14 protein-coding genes are annotated in these 15,926 nt (G+C 39.8%); 10 read left to right on the forward strand and 4 right to left on the reverse strand.

All coding sequences use genetic code 11. From position 1 onward, the window contains the following. Positions 1-135: 135 nt before the first annotated feature. The 6 genes from efeO to M3226_RS11285 all read left to right on the forward strand — a co-directional run bounded on the left by efeO (position 136) and on the right by M3226_RS11285 (position 7,901). The gene (gene efeO, locus M3226_RS11260) at positions 136-984 is read left to right on the forward strand and encodes an iron uptake system protein EfeO (protein ID WP_251565332.1); all 849 of its coding nucleotides are present in this window, start codon (positions 136-138) and stop codon (positions 982-984) included. After that, entirely contained in the window at positions 985-2,274 is a 1,290-nt protein-coding gene (gene efeB, locus M3226_RS11265; protein WP_251565334.1) for an iron uptake transporter deferrochelatase/peroxidase subunit, read from the forward strand. Positions 2,275-2,311: 37 nt separating this feature from the next. Then, complete coding sequence (locus M3226_RS11270) at positions 2,312-4,072, forward strand: FTR1 family iron permease (RefSeq protein ID WP_251565336.1); 1,761 nt, start codon at positions 2,312-2,314, stop codon at positions 4,070-4,072. Positions 4,073-4,180: 108 nt separating this feature from the next. After that, entirely contained in the window at positions 4,181-5,515 is a 1,335-nt protein-coding gene (locus M3226_RS11275; protein WP_098527285.1) for a polysaccharide biosynthesis protein, read from the forward strand. Positions 5,516-5,595: 80 nt separating this feature from the next. Beyond that, entirely contained in the window at positions 5,596-6,114 is a 519-nt protein-coding gene (locus M3226_RS11280) for an RNA polymerase sigma factor (protein ID WP_251565338.1), read from the forward strand. Between the two features lie 47 nt (positions 6,115-6,161). Further along, positions 6,162-7,901 carry an aromatic amino acid hydroxylase gene (locus M3226_RS11285; RefSeq protein ID WP_251565340.1) on the forward strand — a complete coding sequence of 580 codons (1,740 nt, stop codon included), beginning with the start codon at positions 6,162-6,164 and terminating at the stop codon, positions 7,899-7,901. Between the two features lie 37 nt (positions 7,902-7,938). On the opposite strand, the gene M3226_RS11290 is transcribed toward M3226_RS11285, so the two are convergent. The 3 genes from M3226_RS11290 to M3226_RS11300 form a co-directional block, all read right to left on the reverse strand. Continuing rightward, positions 7,939-8,577, reverse strand: a complete 639-nt coding sequence (locus M3226_RS11290; RefSeq protein WP_251565342.1) for a Bax inhibitor-1/YccA family protein — start codon at positions 8,575-8,577, stop codon at positions 7,939-7,941. A gap of 76 nt (positions 8,578-8,653) precedes the next feature. Continuing rightward, complete coding sequence (mscL, locus tag M3226_RS11295; RefSeq protein ID WP_251565343.1) at positions 8,654-9,046, reverse strand: large-conductance mechanosensitive channel protein MscL; 393 nt, start codon at positions 9,044-9,046, stop codon at positions 8,654-8,656. Between the two features lie 91 nt (positions 9,047-9,137). Further along, positions 9,138-10,631, reverse strand: a complete 1,494-nt coding sequence (locus M3226_RS11300; protein WP_251565345.1) for a LuxR C-terminal-related transcriptional regulator — start codon at positions 10,629-10,631, stop codon at positions 9,138-9,140. A gap of 198 nt (positions 10,632-10,829) precedes the next feature. Here M3226_RS11300 and M3226_RS11305 point away from each other — a divergent pair, with 198 nt between their 5' ends. From M3226_RS11305 to M3226_RS32715, 4 genes are all read left to right on the forward strand, one after another. Then, positions 10,830-11,408 (forward strand): DUF6230 family protein, encoded by a 579-nt coding sequence (locus M3226_RS11305; protein ID WP_251565347.1) that lies wholly within the window; start codon positions 10,830-10,832, stop codon positions 11,406-11,408. Positions 11,409-11,425: 17 nt separating this feature from the next. Then, entirely contained in the window at positions 11,426-11,809 is a 384-nt protein-coding gene (locus tag M3226_RS11310; protein ID WP_251565349.1) for a DUF6114 domain-containing protein, read from the forward strand. A gap of 12 nt (positions 11,810-11,821) precedes the next feature. Continuing rightward, a complete protein-coding gene (locus tag M3226_RS11315) occupies positions 11,822-13,297 on the forward strand; it encodes a DUF6230 family protein (RefSeq protein WP_251565351.1) in 1,476 nt (491 codons plus the stop codon). A gap of 286 nt (positions 13,298-13,583) precedes the next feature. Then, positions 13,584-14,195, forward strand: coding sequence for a CBO0543 family protein (locus M3226_RS32715; protein WP_374110583.1), 612 nt, complete (start codon positions 13,584-13,586; stop codon positions 14,193-14,195). A 469-nt stretch (positions 14,196-14,664) separates the two neighbouring features. On the opposite strand, the gene M3226_RS11320 is transcribed toward M3226_RS32715, so the two are convergent. After that, positions 14,665-15,897 carry an aminopeptidase gene (locus M3226_RS11320; RefSeq protein WP_251565353.1) on the reverse strand — a complete coding sequence of 411 codons (1,233 nt, stop codon included), beginning with the start codon at positions 15,895-15,897 and terminating at the stop codon, positions 14,665-14,667. Between the last annotated feature and the right edge of the window lie 29 nt (positions 15,898-15,926).

Raw genomic sequence — 15,926 nt, forward strand, 5'->3', positions numbered from 1 at the left:
GTACAAACCTCTTAACTTATGTTGGGAGGTTTTTTAATTTTTAAAAAAATGATTGAAAATTGTTCTCATTTACTGTTATTATAATAATTAATGAAAATCATTCTCACTATTATTCTATCTGGAGGAAATTCACACATGAAAATATATAAATTATCTGGCCTTGTTTTATTATCTAGCAGTCTATTATTTGGCTGTTCCAATTCGGATCAAGCTTCGTCCACAGAAAAAACAAAGAAAACCCAAAACACATCAACCGAATCGCTAAAAGGGGTATCGGATGAATATCGACAATATGCGATATCTGAGATTGAAGAATTTGTTAAAGCCACAGAGGCTTTTACAACAGCTGTTAAAAACGGTGAAATTGATAAAGCTAAGGAGCTTTATGGACCAGCCCGGATGCATTATGAGCGCGCCGAGCCAATCGCCGAGAGCTTTGGTGACCTCGATCCTAAAATTGATGCACGAGAAGGAGACGTTCCCGACGCAGAATGGGGCGGATATCACCGGATTGAAAAAGGATTATGGATCGAAAACACGACAAAAGGTTATGAACAAATGGCTGATCAGCTAATGAAAGATGTAAACCTGTTACGTGCTAAAGCAGATACAGTAGAAGTGACGCCGGATTTATTAATTACCGGAGCTGTTGACCTCTTAAATGAAGTTTCAACTTCAAAAGTAACAGGTGAAGAGGACCGCTACTCCCATACGGATCTTTACGACTTTGCGGCAAACGTTGAAGGAGCGGAGAAAATCTATCAGCTTCTTAAACCGGCACTAGAGAAAAAAGACAAAGACGTTTCAACGGAGATTCAGGCTCGTTTTGATGATGTTTATAGTCTATTAAACCAGCATAGAAATGGTGATGGCTATAAGCTTTATACAGAATTGACGGAAGCGCAGGTAAAAGAACTTAGCCAGGCTATTGATGCACTAGCTGAACCACTATCACAAATAGGTATTATTACGGAGGCGTCTTAATTGACAAACAATCCAACCAACTTAGAGGCATTAGCTGAAAAAAAGGTATCAAGACGGGATATTCTGAAAACCGCCGGAATTGGCGGTGTTGGAGTCATTCTAGGAGCATCGGGTCTCGGCAGTGTCCTTTCGCTAAAGGAAAGTAAGGCATCTGGCCCTGAGTCGAATCAAGAGATTGTTCCTTTTTATGGTGATTATCAAAGCGGTATTACGACAAAACCACAAAATCATGTTTATTTCGTTTCCTTAGATGTAACGACGTCAAAACGAGAAGACTTGTCCAAACTATTTAAGGATTGGACCAAGGCCTCCGCTTTAATGACAGAGGGGAAGGCAGTCGGCAAGCTTTCTAGCAACGAATTTTTACCTCCGGACGATACAGGGGAGGCAGCAGGATTATCGCCATCCAATTTAACGATTACATTTGGGGTCGGTCCTAGTCTTTTTGTAAAAGATAATCAAGATCGATTTGGGTTAAAACACAAGCAGCCGAAAGAATTGGTTGATCTTCCCGCTTTCCCGCTTGATGCATTGGAAGAGGAATGGACCGGTGGGGATATTTGTATCCAAGCATGCGCTGATGATTTACAGGTAGCCTTTCACGCGGTCAGAAATCTTATTCGAATCGCCAGAGGGAAAGCAACATTGCGCTGGGCGCAAACTGGTTTCCAGCGCACAAAGCAGGCTGATCCTAAAAAGGAAACACCGAGAAACCTATTCGGTTTCAAAGATGGTACCGTAAACCCTGATGTTGACAGTAAAAAACAGGTGAATGAGCATATTTGGGTTCAGCCAGGTGATGGACCTGATTGGCTTGTTAATGGCAGTTACCTTGTAGTCCGCCGGATTCAAATGTTTATTGAGGTCTGGGATAGAACCAATCTAAGGGAGCAAGAAAACACTTTTGGCCGATACAGGGACAGTGGTGCACCGTTAGGGCAAAAGAATGAATTTGATAAACCTGATTTCACCCAAAAGAAAGAAACCGGTGAGGACGTGATTCCTGTCAATTCTCATGTACGCTTGTCCCATGGAGATGGCACGCAGCAGATTCTCCGCCGTGCCTATTCCTATGCAGATGGGATGGACTTGAAAACAGGCAGCTTTGATGCAGGTCTTTTGTTTTTATGTTTTCAGCGTACACCAAGTAAGCAGTTTATCCCGATTCAGAACAGGTTAGCTAAAATGGATAAGTTAAATGAATATACGTCCCATCGTGGAAGTGCCATCTTTGCCTGTTTACCAGGAGCTAAACAAGGCGGTTTTATCGGAGAGACACTATTTAACTAACTAGTGGTTTTTCTTTTACAAGAGGAGAGAGAAGATTATGCAGCGTTTAAATTGGAAGCCATTATTAGTATTAATCATGATGATCAGTTTTTTTCAAATGATCCTTCCCGTAAAGGCGGCAGAAAATAGTGATGAACTTTTTGTGCTAATTGGTGATAGTTTAATGAAGGCAAAGGATGGCGAACAGGCTGTCGTGGCCAAAAACATGGAGCAGTTTGCAAGCCAGTGGCAGTCCATTAAAAAAACTGGCAGCGAACAAGCCCAAAAAGTGGACCAAGAATTAAAAGAAGTTCAAAGTTTACTAGCAAAAGACAGCGTCGATAAAGAGGCACTTTCGAAGAGTCTCTCGGCCCTTTCAAGTGCAGTCGTCCAATATGATGAGGAACAAAATCCTAAAGATAAAGATAAAGCCAAAGAACAGGTAAAGCAGTTACTTCCGCTTATAACCGTTATGAAGGACTCAGTAGAAAAAGGGGATACGGCTCCATTAAAGTTTCAATACCAAAAAATAATGAATGGCTGGACTGCTTCAGAGAAGGCCGTTCACGATGAGAGTATTGCTGCGTATGGAAATATTGAAAAATACACAGCCCTCATTCGAATTGCGATTACACAGGAACCTGCGGATTTAGAGAAAGCCAGTCAAAACTTGGATCAATTAAAAAGCGAAGTAGATAACTTTATTGCCGGTAAAGTATTGAAACAGGCAGCAGGAGAGTATTCCTTGAATGACTTAGCTGCTTTGTTAAGTGATTCTGAAAATGCTATTTCTCAAAGTGACTACAAAGGGGCCAGTGAGCATTTAAATAAAATTTTGACTATCTGGCCAATGGTGGAAGGCGATGTCCAAACTAGGGACAGCGGTTTGTACAGTGATTTGGAAACGAAGGTACCAACTGCCATCAGTCTATTAAATTCTGAAAATGTAAACGCCGATAAAGCCGCCGATATTGTTAAGGACTTAGAAGATCGGCTTGCCCCATTATTAAGTAAAACAAGTTACTCATTATGGGATGCAGCCCTTATATTATTACGTGAGGGATTAGAAGGCTTACTAGTTGTCGCAACGCTCATTGCCTTTTTGAAAAAGATGGGGCAATCCGCCCAGCAAAGGTGGATTTGGTCCGGAGTGGTTGCTGGTATCTTAGCAAGTGCCGTCCTAGCCGTAATTATCAATATAGTCTTTTCCCAATTTGTTGCCGCGTCAAGCAGGGAGTATATTGAAGGGATTACCGGTATAGTCGCTGTCGTCATGATGTTGACGGTTGGGGCATGGCTTCATAATAAGTCAAGCATCGGTAATTGGAATAAATATATTAATCAGCAAATGCAGCAAGCCATCGCAAAAGGAAGCCTTATGTCCTTTGCCTTTATTAGTTTTCTTTCGGTCTTCCGTGAAGGTGCAGAGACGATTATTTTCTATACCGGCATTACCCCGTATATAAGTTTAGCGGAACTCGTGATGGGGATCTGTTTGGCCCTTGTGTTGTTAGTCATTTCTGGCTTTGCCATCATTCATTACAGTGTGAAGATTCCCATTCGCTTGTTCTTTAGAACGGCGACAATCTTAATTTACTTTTTAGCATTTAAAATTTTAGGGATTAGTATACATGCATTGCAGATATCAGATGTACTTTCAACCACAACGGTAGAACGCTTACCATTTATTGACTGGCTGGGACTCTATCCAACGTACGAGACCACTTTACCCCAATTACTATTATTGTTAATCATCTTTTTTACGACTTATTTAGTTAAAAAAAGTCAAGGTAAACAAGTAATATCAACAAATGCTTAAAAGGGCTGCCCATCAGCCCTTTTTTCTTTTGAAAAAAATTTCTCCTACTATTCAAGAGACTTGTCTCATAAGTTATTAAAAGAGATGAGAGTAAGGGAGATTTGTAAATTGAATATTTATTATAAAAGTATCTTTTTTTTAGCTGCCTCTGCTTTTTTAGGTGAAATGATTGAGGTCCTGATCAATATGATTTTGGCTAGAGAGCTGGGGTCACACGGGTTAGGACTTTATATGACGATTCTTCCCTCGATTTTTTTACTTGTCTTATTATCCAGCTTTGAATTACAGGTCTCGATTTCGAAATTTATTGCGGAACGGGATCAGCGCTACCATCGTAATATTCTTTATCACGCCTTGACCATTACGATCGTTTTTACATGTATTCTTTTCTTAGCCGCCGCCGCGCTTATTCCATTTATCCCTGTGTTTAATGCTTACCACCCATATGTAAGATGGCTTGTCTTGGCATTAGTCCCTGTCATCTCCTTTACATCCGTAGCTAGAGGCTATTTTATGGGCGTTCAGGAGATGGGGAAAATAGCGGTCTCGAACTTTCTTCGCAAGTCAATCCAGCTTATAGGTCTGTTTATCTTGTTTCGCTTTTTTGAATTCGATGCGGAGGCATCCTTATTAATTGCCATTTGTGCCTTGATAGGCAGTGAAGTTGTGGTGTTTTTATATCTGTTTTACTTATTTATCATTCAATTCCAACAGCTGAAAAGGAAGCCTTTCTCCAATATGGACCGAAAAGGGGTACGGAAAAACTTAATTGCGGTGTCGATTCCAACGACAGGACTGAGGCTGTTCTCCGCTATCATGAATGCCGTTCAACCATTTGTTATAAAGGGAGCCTTGGTTTACTCAGGATTATCCAGTACGCTCGCTGTAGAACAATTTGGAATGCTGATGGGTGTGGCAGCATCAATTGGATTTTTCCCCGCCTTTATTGCTCACTCCTTAATGATTGTGCTGATTCCGGCTGTATCAAAGACTAACTCGCAAAAAGATTTCGCAACCCTGCAAAAAATGCTTCAGCAAGTGATGACGATTACGTTTTTGTACGGAACTCCAGCGGTTGTCATTTTTTACTTTTTTGCACCAGAATTAACATCTTTATTTTTTAAATCGGATACCTCTGCTATATATCTGCAGTTACTTTGGCCGTATTTCCTGTTTCATTTCTTTATTATGCCAATGCAGGCTTTCTTAATTGGTCTTGATATGTTAAAAGAATTATTTTTTCATATTATTTGGTCGACCATCATCTCATTTGCTTTGATTCTTTGGCTCGGCTCCTCTCACGATTGGCAGATGAACGGGGTGATTATCGGTATGAATACTGGAGCTGTCCTATTAGCCCTTATGCATTATTTAACAATCTGTAAGAAGATTGGAGTTTCTATTTTTATGAAAGGTCTCGTTACGGAAGCAACTGAAAGGTGAATCTATTTTTACACAAAGTGTAGGGAAGTTGCAGTTCCTTTCCGTCTATTATATGAAAGATGTTGTTGAAGGAAGGATGGATGGTTAGGATGAACGCCCTTGCATTTGAGAAACTAGTGAATGAACATAGTGAGGCTACATTTAAATATATTTTATCGTTAACGAGACAGAAAGAACTTGCTGAAGACCTTTTTCAAGAGGTATTACTTTCAGCTTACTTAGCATATCCTTCCATTAAGGAGCAATCAAAATATAAAAGTTGGCTTTTTAGGATTGCGTTAAATAAATGCCGTGACTTTTGGCGGAAAGAAAAAAAATCGCAGCATTTTTGGAGAGAAGAGGTTTTTGCCTATTCAGTCCTGTTTGAACCACATTCCTTTCCCGAAGAGGAAGTCCTGGATAAATACTCGAGAGAACAAATGGCTGAAAAGATAAGGACATTGCCCGACATTTACCGTGACCCTATTTTTCTATATTACTATCAAGATTTATCTTTGCTTGAAATTGCAGAAAAAAGTAATCTGCCAATGTCGACAGTGAAAACGAGAATGAGAAGAGCGAAGGAGAGACTACGTCCAAAAATGCAGTCACTTGCTTGATTGCTCCCGTCCTTAATCAAATAAGGTTGGAAAAGGGGAAGGTCAAAATGACTGATAAAGAAAAGAAACAGATTCCGAAGCATTTGCAGCCGTATATATCAACGCAATACTACCACAATTACACGCCAATCGACCATTCCGTTTGGCGCTTTGTTATGAAACAGAACCATTATTTCTTAAAGGATATAGCCCATCCTGCGTATGTTAATGGATTAAGAGATTCGGGAATTAAGATAGATCAGGTTCCAAAGGTAGGAGATATGGATACGAGTTTGGCAAAAATCGGCTGGGGTGCCGTTACAATTGATGGGTTAATTCCAGGCTCGGCTTTTTATGGCTTTTTAGCTAACCGGATCCTGCCAATTGCAACGGAGATCCGGAACATCCAAAATATAGCCTATACGCCTGCACCGGATATGCTCCATGAAGCGGCAGGGCATGCACCAATATTATTGGATGAAACTTACCGGGACTTTGTCAGGAAAATTGGTGAAATGGGAGCTAAGGCCCTGTCGAGTAAAGAGAAATTAGAAGTGTTTAAAGCGGTTCGCCATTTGACGATTATTGCCGAGGACCCTGATTCAACTCCTGAGCAGGTTCAAGAAGCTGAACGGCAGGTTGTGGAAGCTAGGAGCAGGGTCAAAGGTTTGTCTGAGGCTGACAAAGTTTCTAGGCTGTTTTGGTGGACAGTTGAGTACGGATTAATAGGAGATATGAACAATCCTAAAATTTATGGAGCGGGATTACTGTCTTCGGTAGGGGAAAGTCAAAGTTGCCTGAAACCAGATGTGAAAAAAATCCCCTTCTCCGTTGAAGAATGTATCAATACTCCCTATGATGTTACAAAGCCACAGCCGCAATTATTTGTATGTAAGTCCTTTGATGATTTAGTGGAGAAGATTGAACAATTCGCCTCGACTATGGCCTTCCGTAAAGGCGGCACGGAAAGTCTAGATCAAGCACTAGAATCGAACAGTGTTGCCACAATGGTTTTATCATCAGGCCTCCAGGTTACCGGTACGCTGACTGCTATTTTAAAGGATGAAAATGCGGAGGCCATTTATGTGAGAACAAAAGGCCCTACAGCTTTGTCCTATGATTATAAACAATTGAAGGATCAAGGTACGGATATACACCGTAAAGGATTTGGAACACCAATCGGTAAATTAAAAGGAGGTATTGTAATAGAAGCTTGTACCACAAAGCAATTGCAAGCTTTAGGTATTAAAGAGGGAACTAATGTCTTATTAAACTTTCAAAGCGGGGTTACAGTGGAAGGCCTTGTTAAAAATATATTATTCTATGACGAGAAACCGATTTTGATTAGTTTTAGTAATTGTCAAGTGACGTACAAGAATATTGTTCTTTTCGAACCTTCATGGGGAATATTTGATATGGCTGTCGGTGCAAGGGTTACGTCGGTTTTTGCGGGAGCAGCTGACCCGAACCATTATTATGATTCCCCTTCAACAAACGATGAAAGCATGGAAGAGGTTGAACAGCAATGTTTGACTGAACTAGAAAACATGTATGCAGAAATCCGAGACTTACGAGAGGGACAGTGGAAGCAAACTAATTTAATGCACGTAGATCGGGTTTTAGCCATTCTCGATCAAAAATATCCAAATGAATGGCTATTACGGATTGAAATATTAGAGCTATATAAAATAAATCAGGATATTCATCAAAATGTAAGCGCTATTCTGAATAAGCTAAAAAAAACGAACTGGGATCCATCAATTAAACAAATGATTGATAGAGGCATAACATTGATCGAACAGATATAAAAAAACAGGAGCTTGGCATTTGCCAAACTCCTGTTTTTTAGTCTTTACTTGAAAGGATTCCAAGAATCCGAAGAATGCTGATAAATAAGTTAACAAAATCGAGGTACAAGTTTAATGCCATCAGCGGAACATCTTCTGGTCTTACTCCGTAGTGCTTCATACGGCTGATATCGAAAAGAACGTATCCGCTAAATACTAAAACACCGATAAAGGAGTATGCAAGCATTCCTGTTGAGCTTAATGGTAAGAAAATATTATAAATCGAAATGGCCACTAATGCTAAGATAGCTGCCAGTAAAAATCCGCCTAAGAAAGAAAAATTATGTTTGGACTTTGCGGCGTAAATGGCAATTCCAGTAAAGACAACCGTTGTGCTGGCAAATGCCATGCCGACTACATTTGCTCCAGATGTTGACAGATAATAAGCTACGATTGGATATAAAGTAATCCCTGAAATAAAAGTAAAAATATACAAAAATGCATAGGAAACAGCTTTTCTCCTTCTAAAGAAAAAGGCGCTAATCAGCATAACAAATTCTAAAATCATTAACGGCATAAACAGCCCTGGCGGTACGACAAAGGCCCCAGCCATCGTTCCTAAGAAAGCGATCGCTAATGAAAGAGCAAACGTCCTTAGAACGGATGGCATAAATTCAGTCGATGTTTGTGTATACAAAGCTCTTCACCTCAAATAGAATTAGATAGAAAGTCCTTATTTCTGACTTCCCTTATTAAGATATACGTAGAAGTGGTCAAGATGTTTCATTTTTTCTTAAAAATTCTTGGTTTTCTTTTAAAAGGTCACGAATCTCCGCTAACAGCTCTTCTTGTCGCTCTACTTTGACGACGACCTCTGCAGGTGCTTCCTTCTTTTTAAAACGGGTTATTAATTTCACAAATAAGAAAACGGAAAATGAAATGATAAAGAAATCAACAACCGATTGAATAAATTTCCCGTATGCTAAGCTATGATAGGAAAGTTCAGCAAAAGAGTTTACTTTTCCTAATAATAATCCAACCAATGGCATGATAATATCTGCGACAAGAGAAGAGACAATTTTTCCAAATGCTCCTCCAATGATGACCCCAACTGCTAAATCAATGACATTACCTTTCATGGCAAACTGTTTAAATTCATTCCACACTAAGTAGCCCCCTTTTTGCTTTTTCCTAATTGTTCATTTTATCTTGACCCATCAAGAAAGGCAACAAATTGCTTTGGGTATGTCTATCAGTTTATGAAATTAAATTCATCTTTATTGCTTTTACGGCGGCATCCGTGCGGTTTTTGGCAGCTAATTTTTGAATAATGGATGATACATAGTCTCGGACTGTGTAACTGCTAAGGTGTAACTCTGCTGCTGCTTCACTAATGGAAGCCCCATCAGCAATTAATTGAAGAACTTCCTTTTCCCGTAGTGTTAAAATCGTCTGCGGACCACCGAATTGCTGGAGGGCCTCATCCCAAATGGAATACAATAGTTCTCCAGAATATTGACCGAATCTTATTAATGTCGTTAGCGTCTCGGGTAATACCGAGAAATGAGCATCCGCCCCTTGGTCTAACAAGGCAACCCCTAGCAGTTTGCTATTGGTTGGAACGAAAATAGGAAGGATAACTAGTGACTTCAGCTGATATTCCTGCACATATCTTTTTGGCAAAATATCTAGGGCATTTGAAAAATAGAGTGGTTGTGAATGGGTCAGAGAATAAAAGTATTTATCTATCAAGGGCAGTGTGAAAATTTCCTCTTTTATTTGCTGAACCGCAGAAGCGCTTACATTATAACCTGAAACTCCTATACCTTTATCCACAAAGTGGTTATATAAAAATAGGGCACAACGCTTAAATGGCATAAGATCCACTAGACCTCTTGATATTGTGTTAACAGCATCGTCAACACTCTTGGTGCGAATCAGGCGTTGTAGAAATAAAAGGGAAGCATCCTTCCATTCCATTTTACTTTCGAGTTGAAGCAGCTTTAATTTCCGTATATACATCCCTTTAAAAAACATTATCTGTTCATCTGTCAACAGATCTTCAGGACATATAAGGAGATAATCATTTATACATGGTATTTGAACGATGTCTTGTTCGTCGGTACTTCTACCCACTAATTTCTGAATCGCTAACGATAGATGATCGATTTCCCCTGCTTTTAGACTCGAGCAGATATCAAGTAAATGGCGGTCAACAGAATACAAATCGGAACAGACCACTGTTTCTACTTGATAATCTGGCTGATTCTTTTTCACAACAGCTATCCATTTCACCGGAACGATATTGGTTGTGATAATGGATTTTAACCATTTTTGACTCTGACTTTCAACATTCTGCGTTAAAAAGGTTTGGTCAAGGATTCTTGAAAAAATGGACTGCACGGCTTGATGGTCAAAAAATGTCGTTGAAGGTTTGAGCGCTAAGAGCTGATGAAAGAGATGTTCAATGGTAGTAAGTAGAAAAATACATTCATCTTCTTCTTCTTTCTTAGAAAATCGGGCCTGCCACTCCGAAAAAAGTGAAAAGATAAAAGCATCAACATTAAGTTTTTTATCTTCGGAAGCTTTCAATAAGGCAAGCTCAATAATCGTTTCAAACTTAGATACTAAGTGATCGTTTTGATAATTTAATTTATTAAGTTGATATTTCCATTTTTTTAAAAAAGGCTCTCGATGCTCAAATAAAAGAGAAAGCCCTTTCATTAATAACTGTTCTATTTTATGTTTCATCCATACTCCATCCTCATACTTTACTTTTTAAATATTTCGTAAAATATCTTTCTAATATGTCCGTAGTGAAATAACGACCCCGACATTTGACGGGGGGGTAAAAATATCACGATATTTTCCGTGATTGCTGGAATAAAAGAAGGATTGTATTCTAGGGGAAAGAGCAATTGTATAAATATTTTGAAAAATAGGAGGGGTATGATGGAAGGTTCTATTCAACTTGTTAAGGGTACTACGAGTAAAAAGGTGTTTTGGTCGGCGCTAGCGACAGGTGTATTGACGTTAGCCTTACTACTGATTTCCTTTGGGATATCGGGGGTTGCCTTTGCAGTTCCTATTGCAGGTGTGGGGGATTTTTATGTAGAGTTTGATAAGTTAGTAGGGAATAATTATACTTTCTATCCAAAAATGGGTGAAACAAGCTCATCAGATTCTACACCGCAAGGAACCAATTTAATTGAAACACTGACAATAGATAATCTTCAATTATACAAGGATTTTAAAGTAGGCGGGGAATGGATTCGTGTCAAAATAACCGCCTCCAGGCCTGTTCAAATTACCGGCTTGCAGCAAGATGCTGGGTTGATTGAGGCGGACGCCAAATTTCAGAATTTAGTCCTCCAAGAAAAGCATAGTGATGACTGGCAGAAACAATTTAAGCAGACGTCATCAACTATTACGCTTGAGCATGCAAAATTAAAAACTCACTATCTCTTTCAAAAGTCGATTAATATGAGCGGTATGCGCTTAACAGTTGAAAAAATCAAAAAGAATTAGGTAGGGGGCTAAGGATAATGCTGTTTAAAGTGTGGGGCAAAAGCCGGCCGCTGTGGGGATCATTCATCACGATTCTAAGTGGACTAACGATATTATGGGTACCGTTAAATCTGTATCTAAGCACCTTTTTACCAGGTTCGATTGCAACCATCGGTTTATTATTCGGAGGTGCTATTACCTTAATTGGCATAGTCGCAATCTTTTTTCCAAATGCTTCTAAGATACTTGGAATCTTTACGATTTTCCTTTCAATTCTCTCGGTAATAGGTGCTCTGGGAGGATTCTTATTTGGAACACTATTTGGAATAATTGGAGGATCCTTATTAATGGCATGGCGCCTTGAACCTGTAGAAGTGAAGACTGAACCACCAAGTGGACTTGAGAATACACACTCAATTTAAAGGGGATAAACTATGTGGTGGAAACGAAAACGCATTCTCTTATCCTTTTGTATTCAGTTGCTGATACTAATATTATGCTCTCTCGACAATCCTGTTTTCGCAGCAGAAAAAACCAACGATGAGGGGTTTATTATCGAAGCAGACCGAGTGGTAGGCTCCGGTATGTTTGCGACCATTGTCAAACAAGAGACCTCCGAGAACAATGGAAAGCCAATGCTCCGAATCCAGTATCAATCAGCAACCATTTATGGGATGAAATTAACCAAACAAATTGACACACCCAACGGGGCAGTAACCATCAGCTTAAAAGCAAATGGCCCGGTTACTGTGAAAAATATGACCGTTGACACAACGGCCATTTCCTTTAAAGGTGCCTGTATTAACGCGGAAGAGACGATACCTGAGCTTGGCATGGAAAATGTGGTGATGGCTGCACATTATATGAAATCAAACGATAGTTTGATAGAACGATTGAGTCTGAGCACGCTATCTGGAAAAACAAATCCACAAAAGCCCGGTACTATTAAAGTATTACAAGATTTAAGCTTACTTCCGGTGAGGGAAATGGATAAACAAATTGAAAAAATAACGACAGGTCATCTGCCATTATTGTGTGAGGATCTTTCAAAGACAGGAGCGGTTACAGATTCTGCTGGTACTATTCTTGATCCGATGGAAGTGGTAACAAAACCATTGGAGCCAGTAACGGAAGCGCTAAAGCCAGTAATGGATCCGCTGGAGCCAGTAATATCTCCTTTAGAGCCAGTGACGAAGCCACTGGAGCCCGTGCTAAAACCGTTGGAACCGGTGACGAAGCCACTGGAGCCTGTGTTGAAGTCATTGGAACCGGTCGCGAAGCCGCTGGAGCCTGTGTTAAAGCCGTTGGAACCGGTGACGAAGCCGCTGGAGCCCGTGCTGAAACCGTTGAAACCGGTGACGAAGCCGCTGGAGCCCGTGCTGAACCCGTTGGAACCGGTGACGAAGCGGCTGGAACCAGTGTCGAAGTCGTTAGAACCGGTGACGAAGCCGCTGGAGCCTGTGTTGAAACCATTGGAACCAGTGAAGAAGCCGCTGGAGCCCGTTCCAAAGCCGTTGGAACCAGTGTTGAAACCGGTGACTGAGCCCGTAAAGCAAGTATTGAAATCGCTTGAACTAATTAATAAACCGCTCGAACCCGTAACTAAAGGGGATTCGGCGATGCTAACGGTGTGTGAACGCTTAAAAGAAAGCAAAGGAGTTGTGGATAAGCAGCTCGCACTGGATTTAATCCACGAAGGAATAGAAAAGAAATTGCCTATAAGCAAAGTATGTCAGAAGGATACCACGCTAACGGATCAGCTTCAAAAAATGGAAACAGGTTTATTAAAATCACTTGGACTTTTTGATTTATTGGGTAGAATCAAACTCGAGGATCCAATCCAACAACTAACTAAAATCCGTGACAGAGTGGTAAAGGAAAAGGATGGAGCGATAATTATTAAACCATAAAAAAGGAGCGGAATTTTCTTAACGGGTTCCGTTACCTATCGCAAAACATTAAAAATGAGTGCCAAATTGTATTTGAATTTGGCACTCATTTTTATTGATGAGCTAAATTGAAGGGGTACCCAGCCTGTTGTACCCCTTCAATTTAACTTGCGCTTTACTATACAGGTGGTCAAACAAAAAAATGATAAATGTACTTAATTTAACAGGAAGGTTAGCTTATAAGTATTATGAATTGAGGGAAATCTCTTACTAAGCTCTTAATTTTACTTTTATAAAGAGGGTTAAAATGAAAAAGAAACATAGAATTAGAAATAGGCATATCGTTTTGATACTAAGCGTTATATTATTAACCATCTTCAGTAAATCTTGGCGTGAGATTCCTAAGTATTATAAAAATATGGTATATGTAAGTTCATTTAATGCAATTTATTATTTACTATGTAGAAGACATCTTGTTTGGGAGTTTATTCCAAATGGGATAAACTGGTGGCTTATTAGGGTAGTCCATACAATAATAATAACTCCATTATTAGTACTCGTATTCTTAAACAAAATGCCAAATACACTGTTTAAGCAATTTATTTACTTCTTACGGTGGATTATCATAAGTACCGCTGTTGAATATTTGATTCACAAGAAGCACTTAATTCTGTATGCTCACGGTTGGAATGTTTTATGGTCAGGAATATTATACGTTAAGATGTTTGTGTACAGTCATTTATTTACTAGACGCCCTATACTTACGTTATTCCTATCACTATGTTCATCTGTTTTTTTTATTTTCAAATTCAATGTTCCATTGAAAATTAAGCACTTTTCAAGGTACTTTGAGCCATTACTTGATATATATTACCATACATATTTGGTTGATTTATTTACAAGGAAAAAAATATTATAAATTGGGTTAATTCTCTAAACGGTGGAGGCACCTTGCCCAGGATGCAGTATGTTCACTTCGGTTTATAACCCCCGAACAGCATAATATGGAGAGGATTCAGGGGTTAAGAACCGCTCTTATCCCCTGAAATTCTCTGGGTGGTGGAGTTACGGGGGTTAAGAACTGCTCTTATCCCCTGAAAACCTCAGGGTGGTGGAGTTACGGGGGTTAAGAACTGCTCTTATCCCCTGAAAACCTCAGGGTGGTGGAGTTACGGGGGTTAAGAACCGCTCTTATCCCCTGAAAACCTCAGGGTGGTGGAGTTACGGGGGTTAAGAACACCGCTTATCCCCTGAAAACCTCAGGGTGGTGCAGCTTCGGGGGGTAAGAACATGTTTTTGTAATTAAAAATAGGAAGGGCTCAGTTATATTGAACTGAGCCCTTCTTAATATCCGTTTCGTTAACTTGTTGAACTAACAGCTTTTGTTATTAAAATGCCCAGTTTCCAGCTCTGAAGATAGGTTCTGTCTTTCCATCTTCAGTAATCCCATCAATGTCCATTTCAGCTGAACCAATCATGAAATCCACATGGGTAATACTTTCATTAAGTCCGTTTTGTGCTAACTCCTCAGAGGACATTTGCTTTCCACCTTCAATACAGAAAGCGTAGGCACTGCCGATCGCTAAATGGTTCGAAGCATTTTCATCAAAAAGCGTATTAAAGAAAAGGACATTGGATTTTGAAATAGGAGAGTCATAAGGAACAAGCGCTACCTCTCCTAGATAATGCGAACCTTCATCTGTATCAACAAGACGCTTTAAGATTTCTTCGCCTTCTTCGGCCTTCACACCCACAATTTTTCCATTTTCAAATGTGATCGAGAAGCGGTCAATGATATTGCCGCCGTAGCTTAAAGGTTTCGTGCTGGCAACTGTACCATTAACACCAGTTTTCAATGGTACAGTAAAAACTTCTTCAGTCGGCATGTTGGCCATGAACTCAAAACCTTTTTGATTAACACTTCCTGCACCTACCCAAAGATGCTTCTCCGGAAGTTCAATCGTTAAATCAGTTCCCGGAGCAGTATAATGAAGTTTTTTGTATCTTTTTCCGTTTAAATAGTGGACCTTTTCATGAAGTGTTTCATCATGCTTTTTCCAAGCTTCCACCGGATTTTCTGTATCAACTCGAACAGATTTAAAAATAGCCTCCCAAAGCTTATTCACTTGATTTTCACTAGGCTCATCCGGGAATACTTTTACAGCCCAATCGCTAGACGCTGCAGCAATCACTGTCCAGCTGACTTTGTCAGATTGTGCAGCTTTCCGATAATTAGCAAGCGCCTTTCCGGCTGCTTTTTGGAAGTTAGCAATTCGTTCAGGATTTACACCTTTTAACAAGTCAGGGCTTGAAGAAATAATCGACATAAAGGCAGCACCGTTTTCTGCTAGATCCTCCATTTCCTTTGCACGCCAAACCGGATACTCTAAAAAGGCCTCATCTGGTGCCAAATCATATTTTGTTCTTGTTACGATATCATCGTTCCAATTCACAATGACATTTAAAGCCCCTGTTTCGTATGCCTTTTTGACAACAAGACGGACAAATTCAACTGCTTCTAAAGTGGCGTTGACCACGAGGGTTTGGCCTTTTTGAATATTAACCCCAACCTTGACAGCAAGCTCTGCATACTTCTCAAGACTTTTTTTAAAATCACTCATGATATGTATCTCCTTTTATCGGAATCTGC

Source organism: Neobacillus cucumis (assembly GCF_023715505.1).

Bases quoted from the DNA above. Each gene is read 5' to 3' on its own strand.
- M3226_RS11310 (WP_251565349.1), top strand. From the start codon at position 11,426: ATGCTGTTTAAAGTGTGGGGCAAAAGCCGGCCGCTGTGGGGATCATTC.
- M3226_RS11300 (WP_251565345.1), bottom strand. From the start codon at position 10,631: ATGAAACATAAAATAGAACAGTTATTAATGAAAGGGCTTTCTCTTTTA.
- M3226_RS11270 (WP_251565336.1), top strand. From the start codon at position 2,312: ATGCAGCGTTTAAATTGGAAGCCATTATTAGTATTAATCATGATGATC.
- M3226_RS11320 (WP_251565353.1), bottom strand. From the start codon at position 15,897: ATGAGTGATTTTAAAAAAAGTCTTGAGAAGTATGCAGAGCTTGCTGTC.
- M3226_RS11305 (WP_251565347.1), top strand. From the start codon at position 10,830: ATGATGGAAGGTTCTATTCAACTTGTTAAGGGTACTACGAGTAAAAAG.
- M3226_RS11285 (WP_251565340.1), top strand. From the start codon at position 6,162: ATGACTGATAAAGAAAAGAAACAGATTCCGAAGCATTTGCAGCCGTAT.
- M3226_RS11280 (WP_251565338.1), top strand. From the start codon at position 5,596: ATGGTTAGGATGAACGCCCTTGCATTTGAGAAACTAGTGAATGAACAT.
- efeO (WP_251565332.1), top strand. From the start codon at position 136: ATGAAAATATATAAATTATCTGGCCTTGTTTTATTATCTAGCAGTCTA.
- M3226_RS32715 (WP_374110583.1), top strand. From the start codon at position 13,584: ATGAAAAAGAAACATAGAATTAGAAATAGGCATATCGTTTTGATACTA.
- M3226_RS11315 (WP_251565351.1), top strand. From the start codon at position 11,822: ATGTGGTGGAAACGAAAACGCATTCTCTTATCCTTTTGTATTCAGTTG.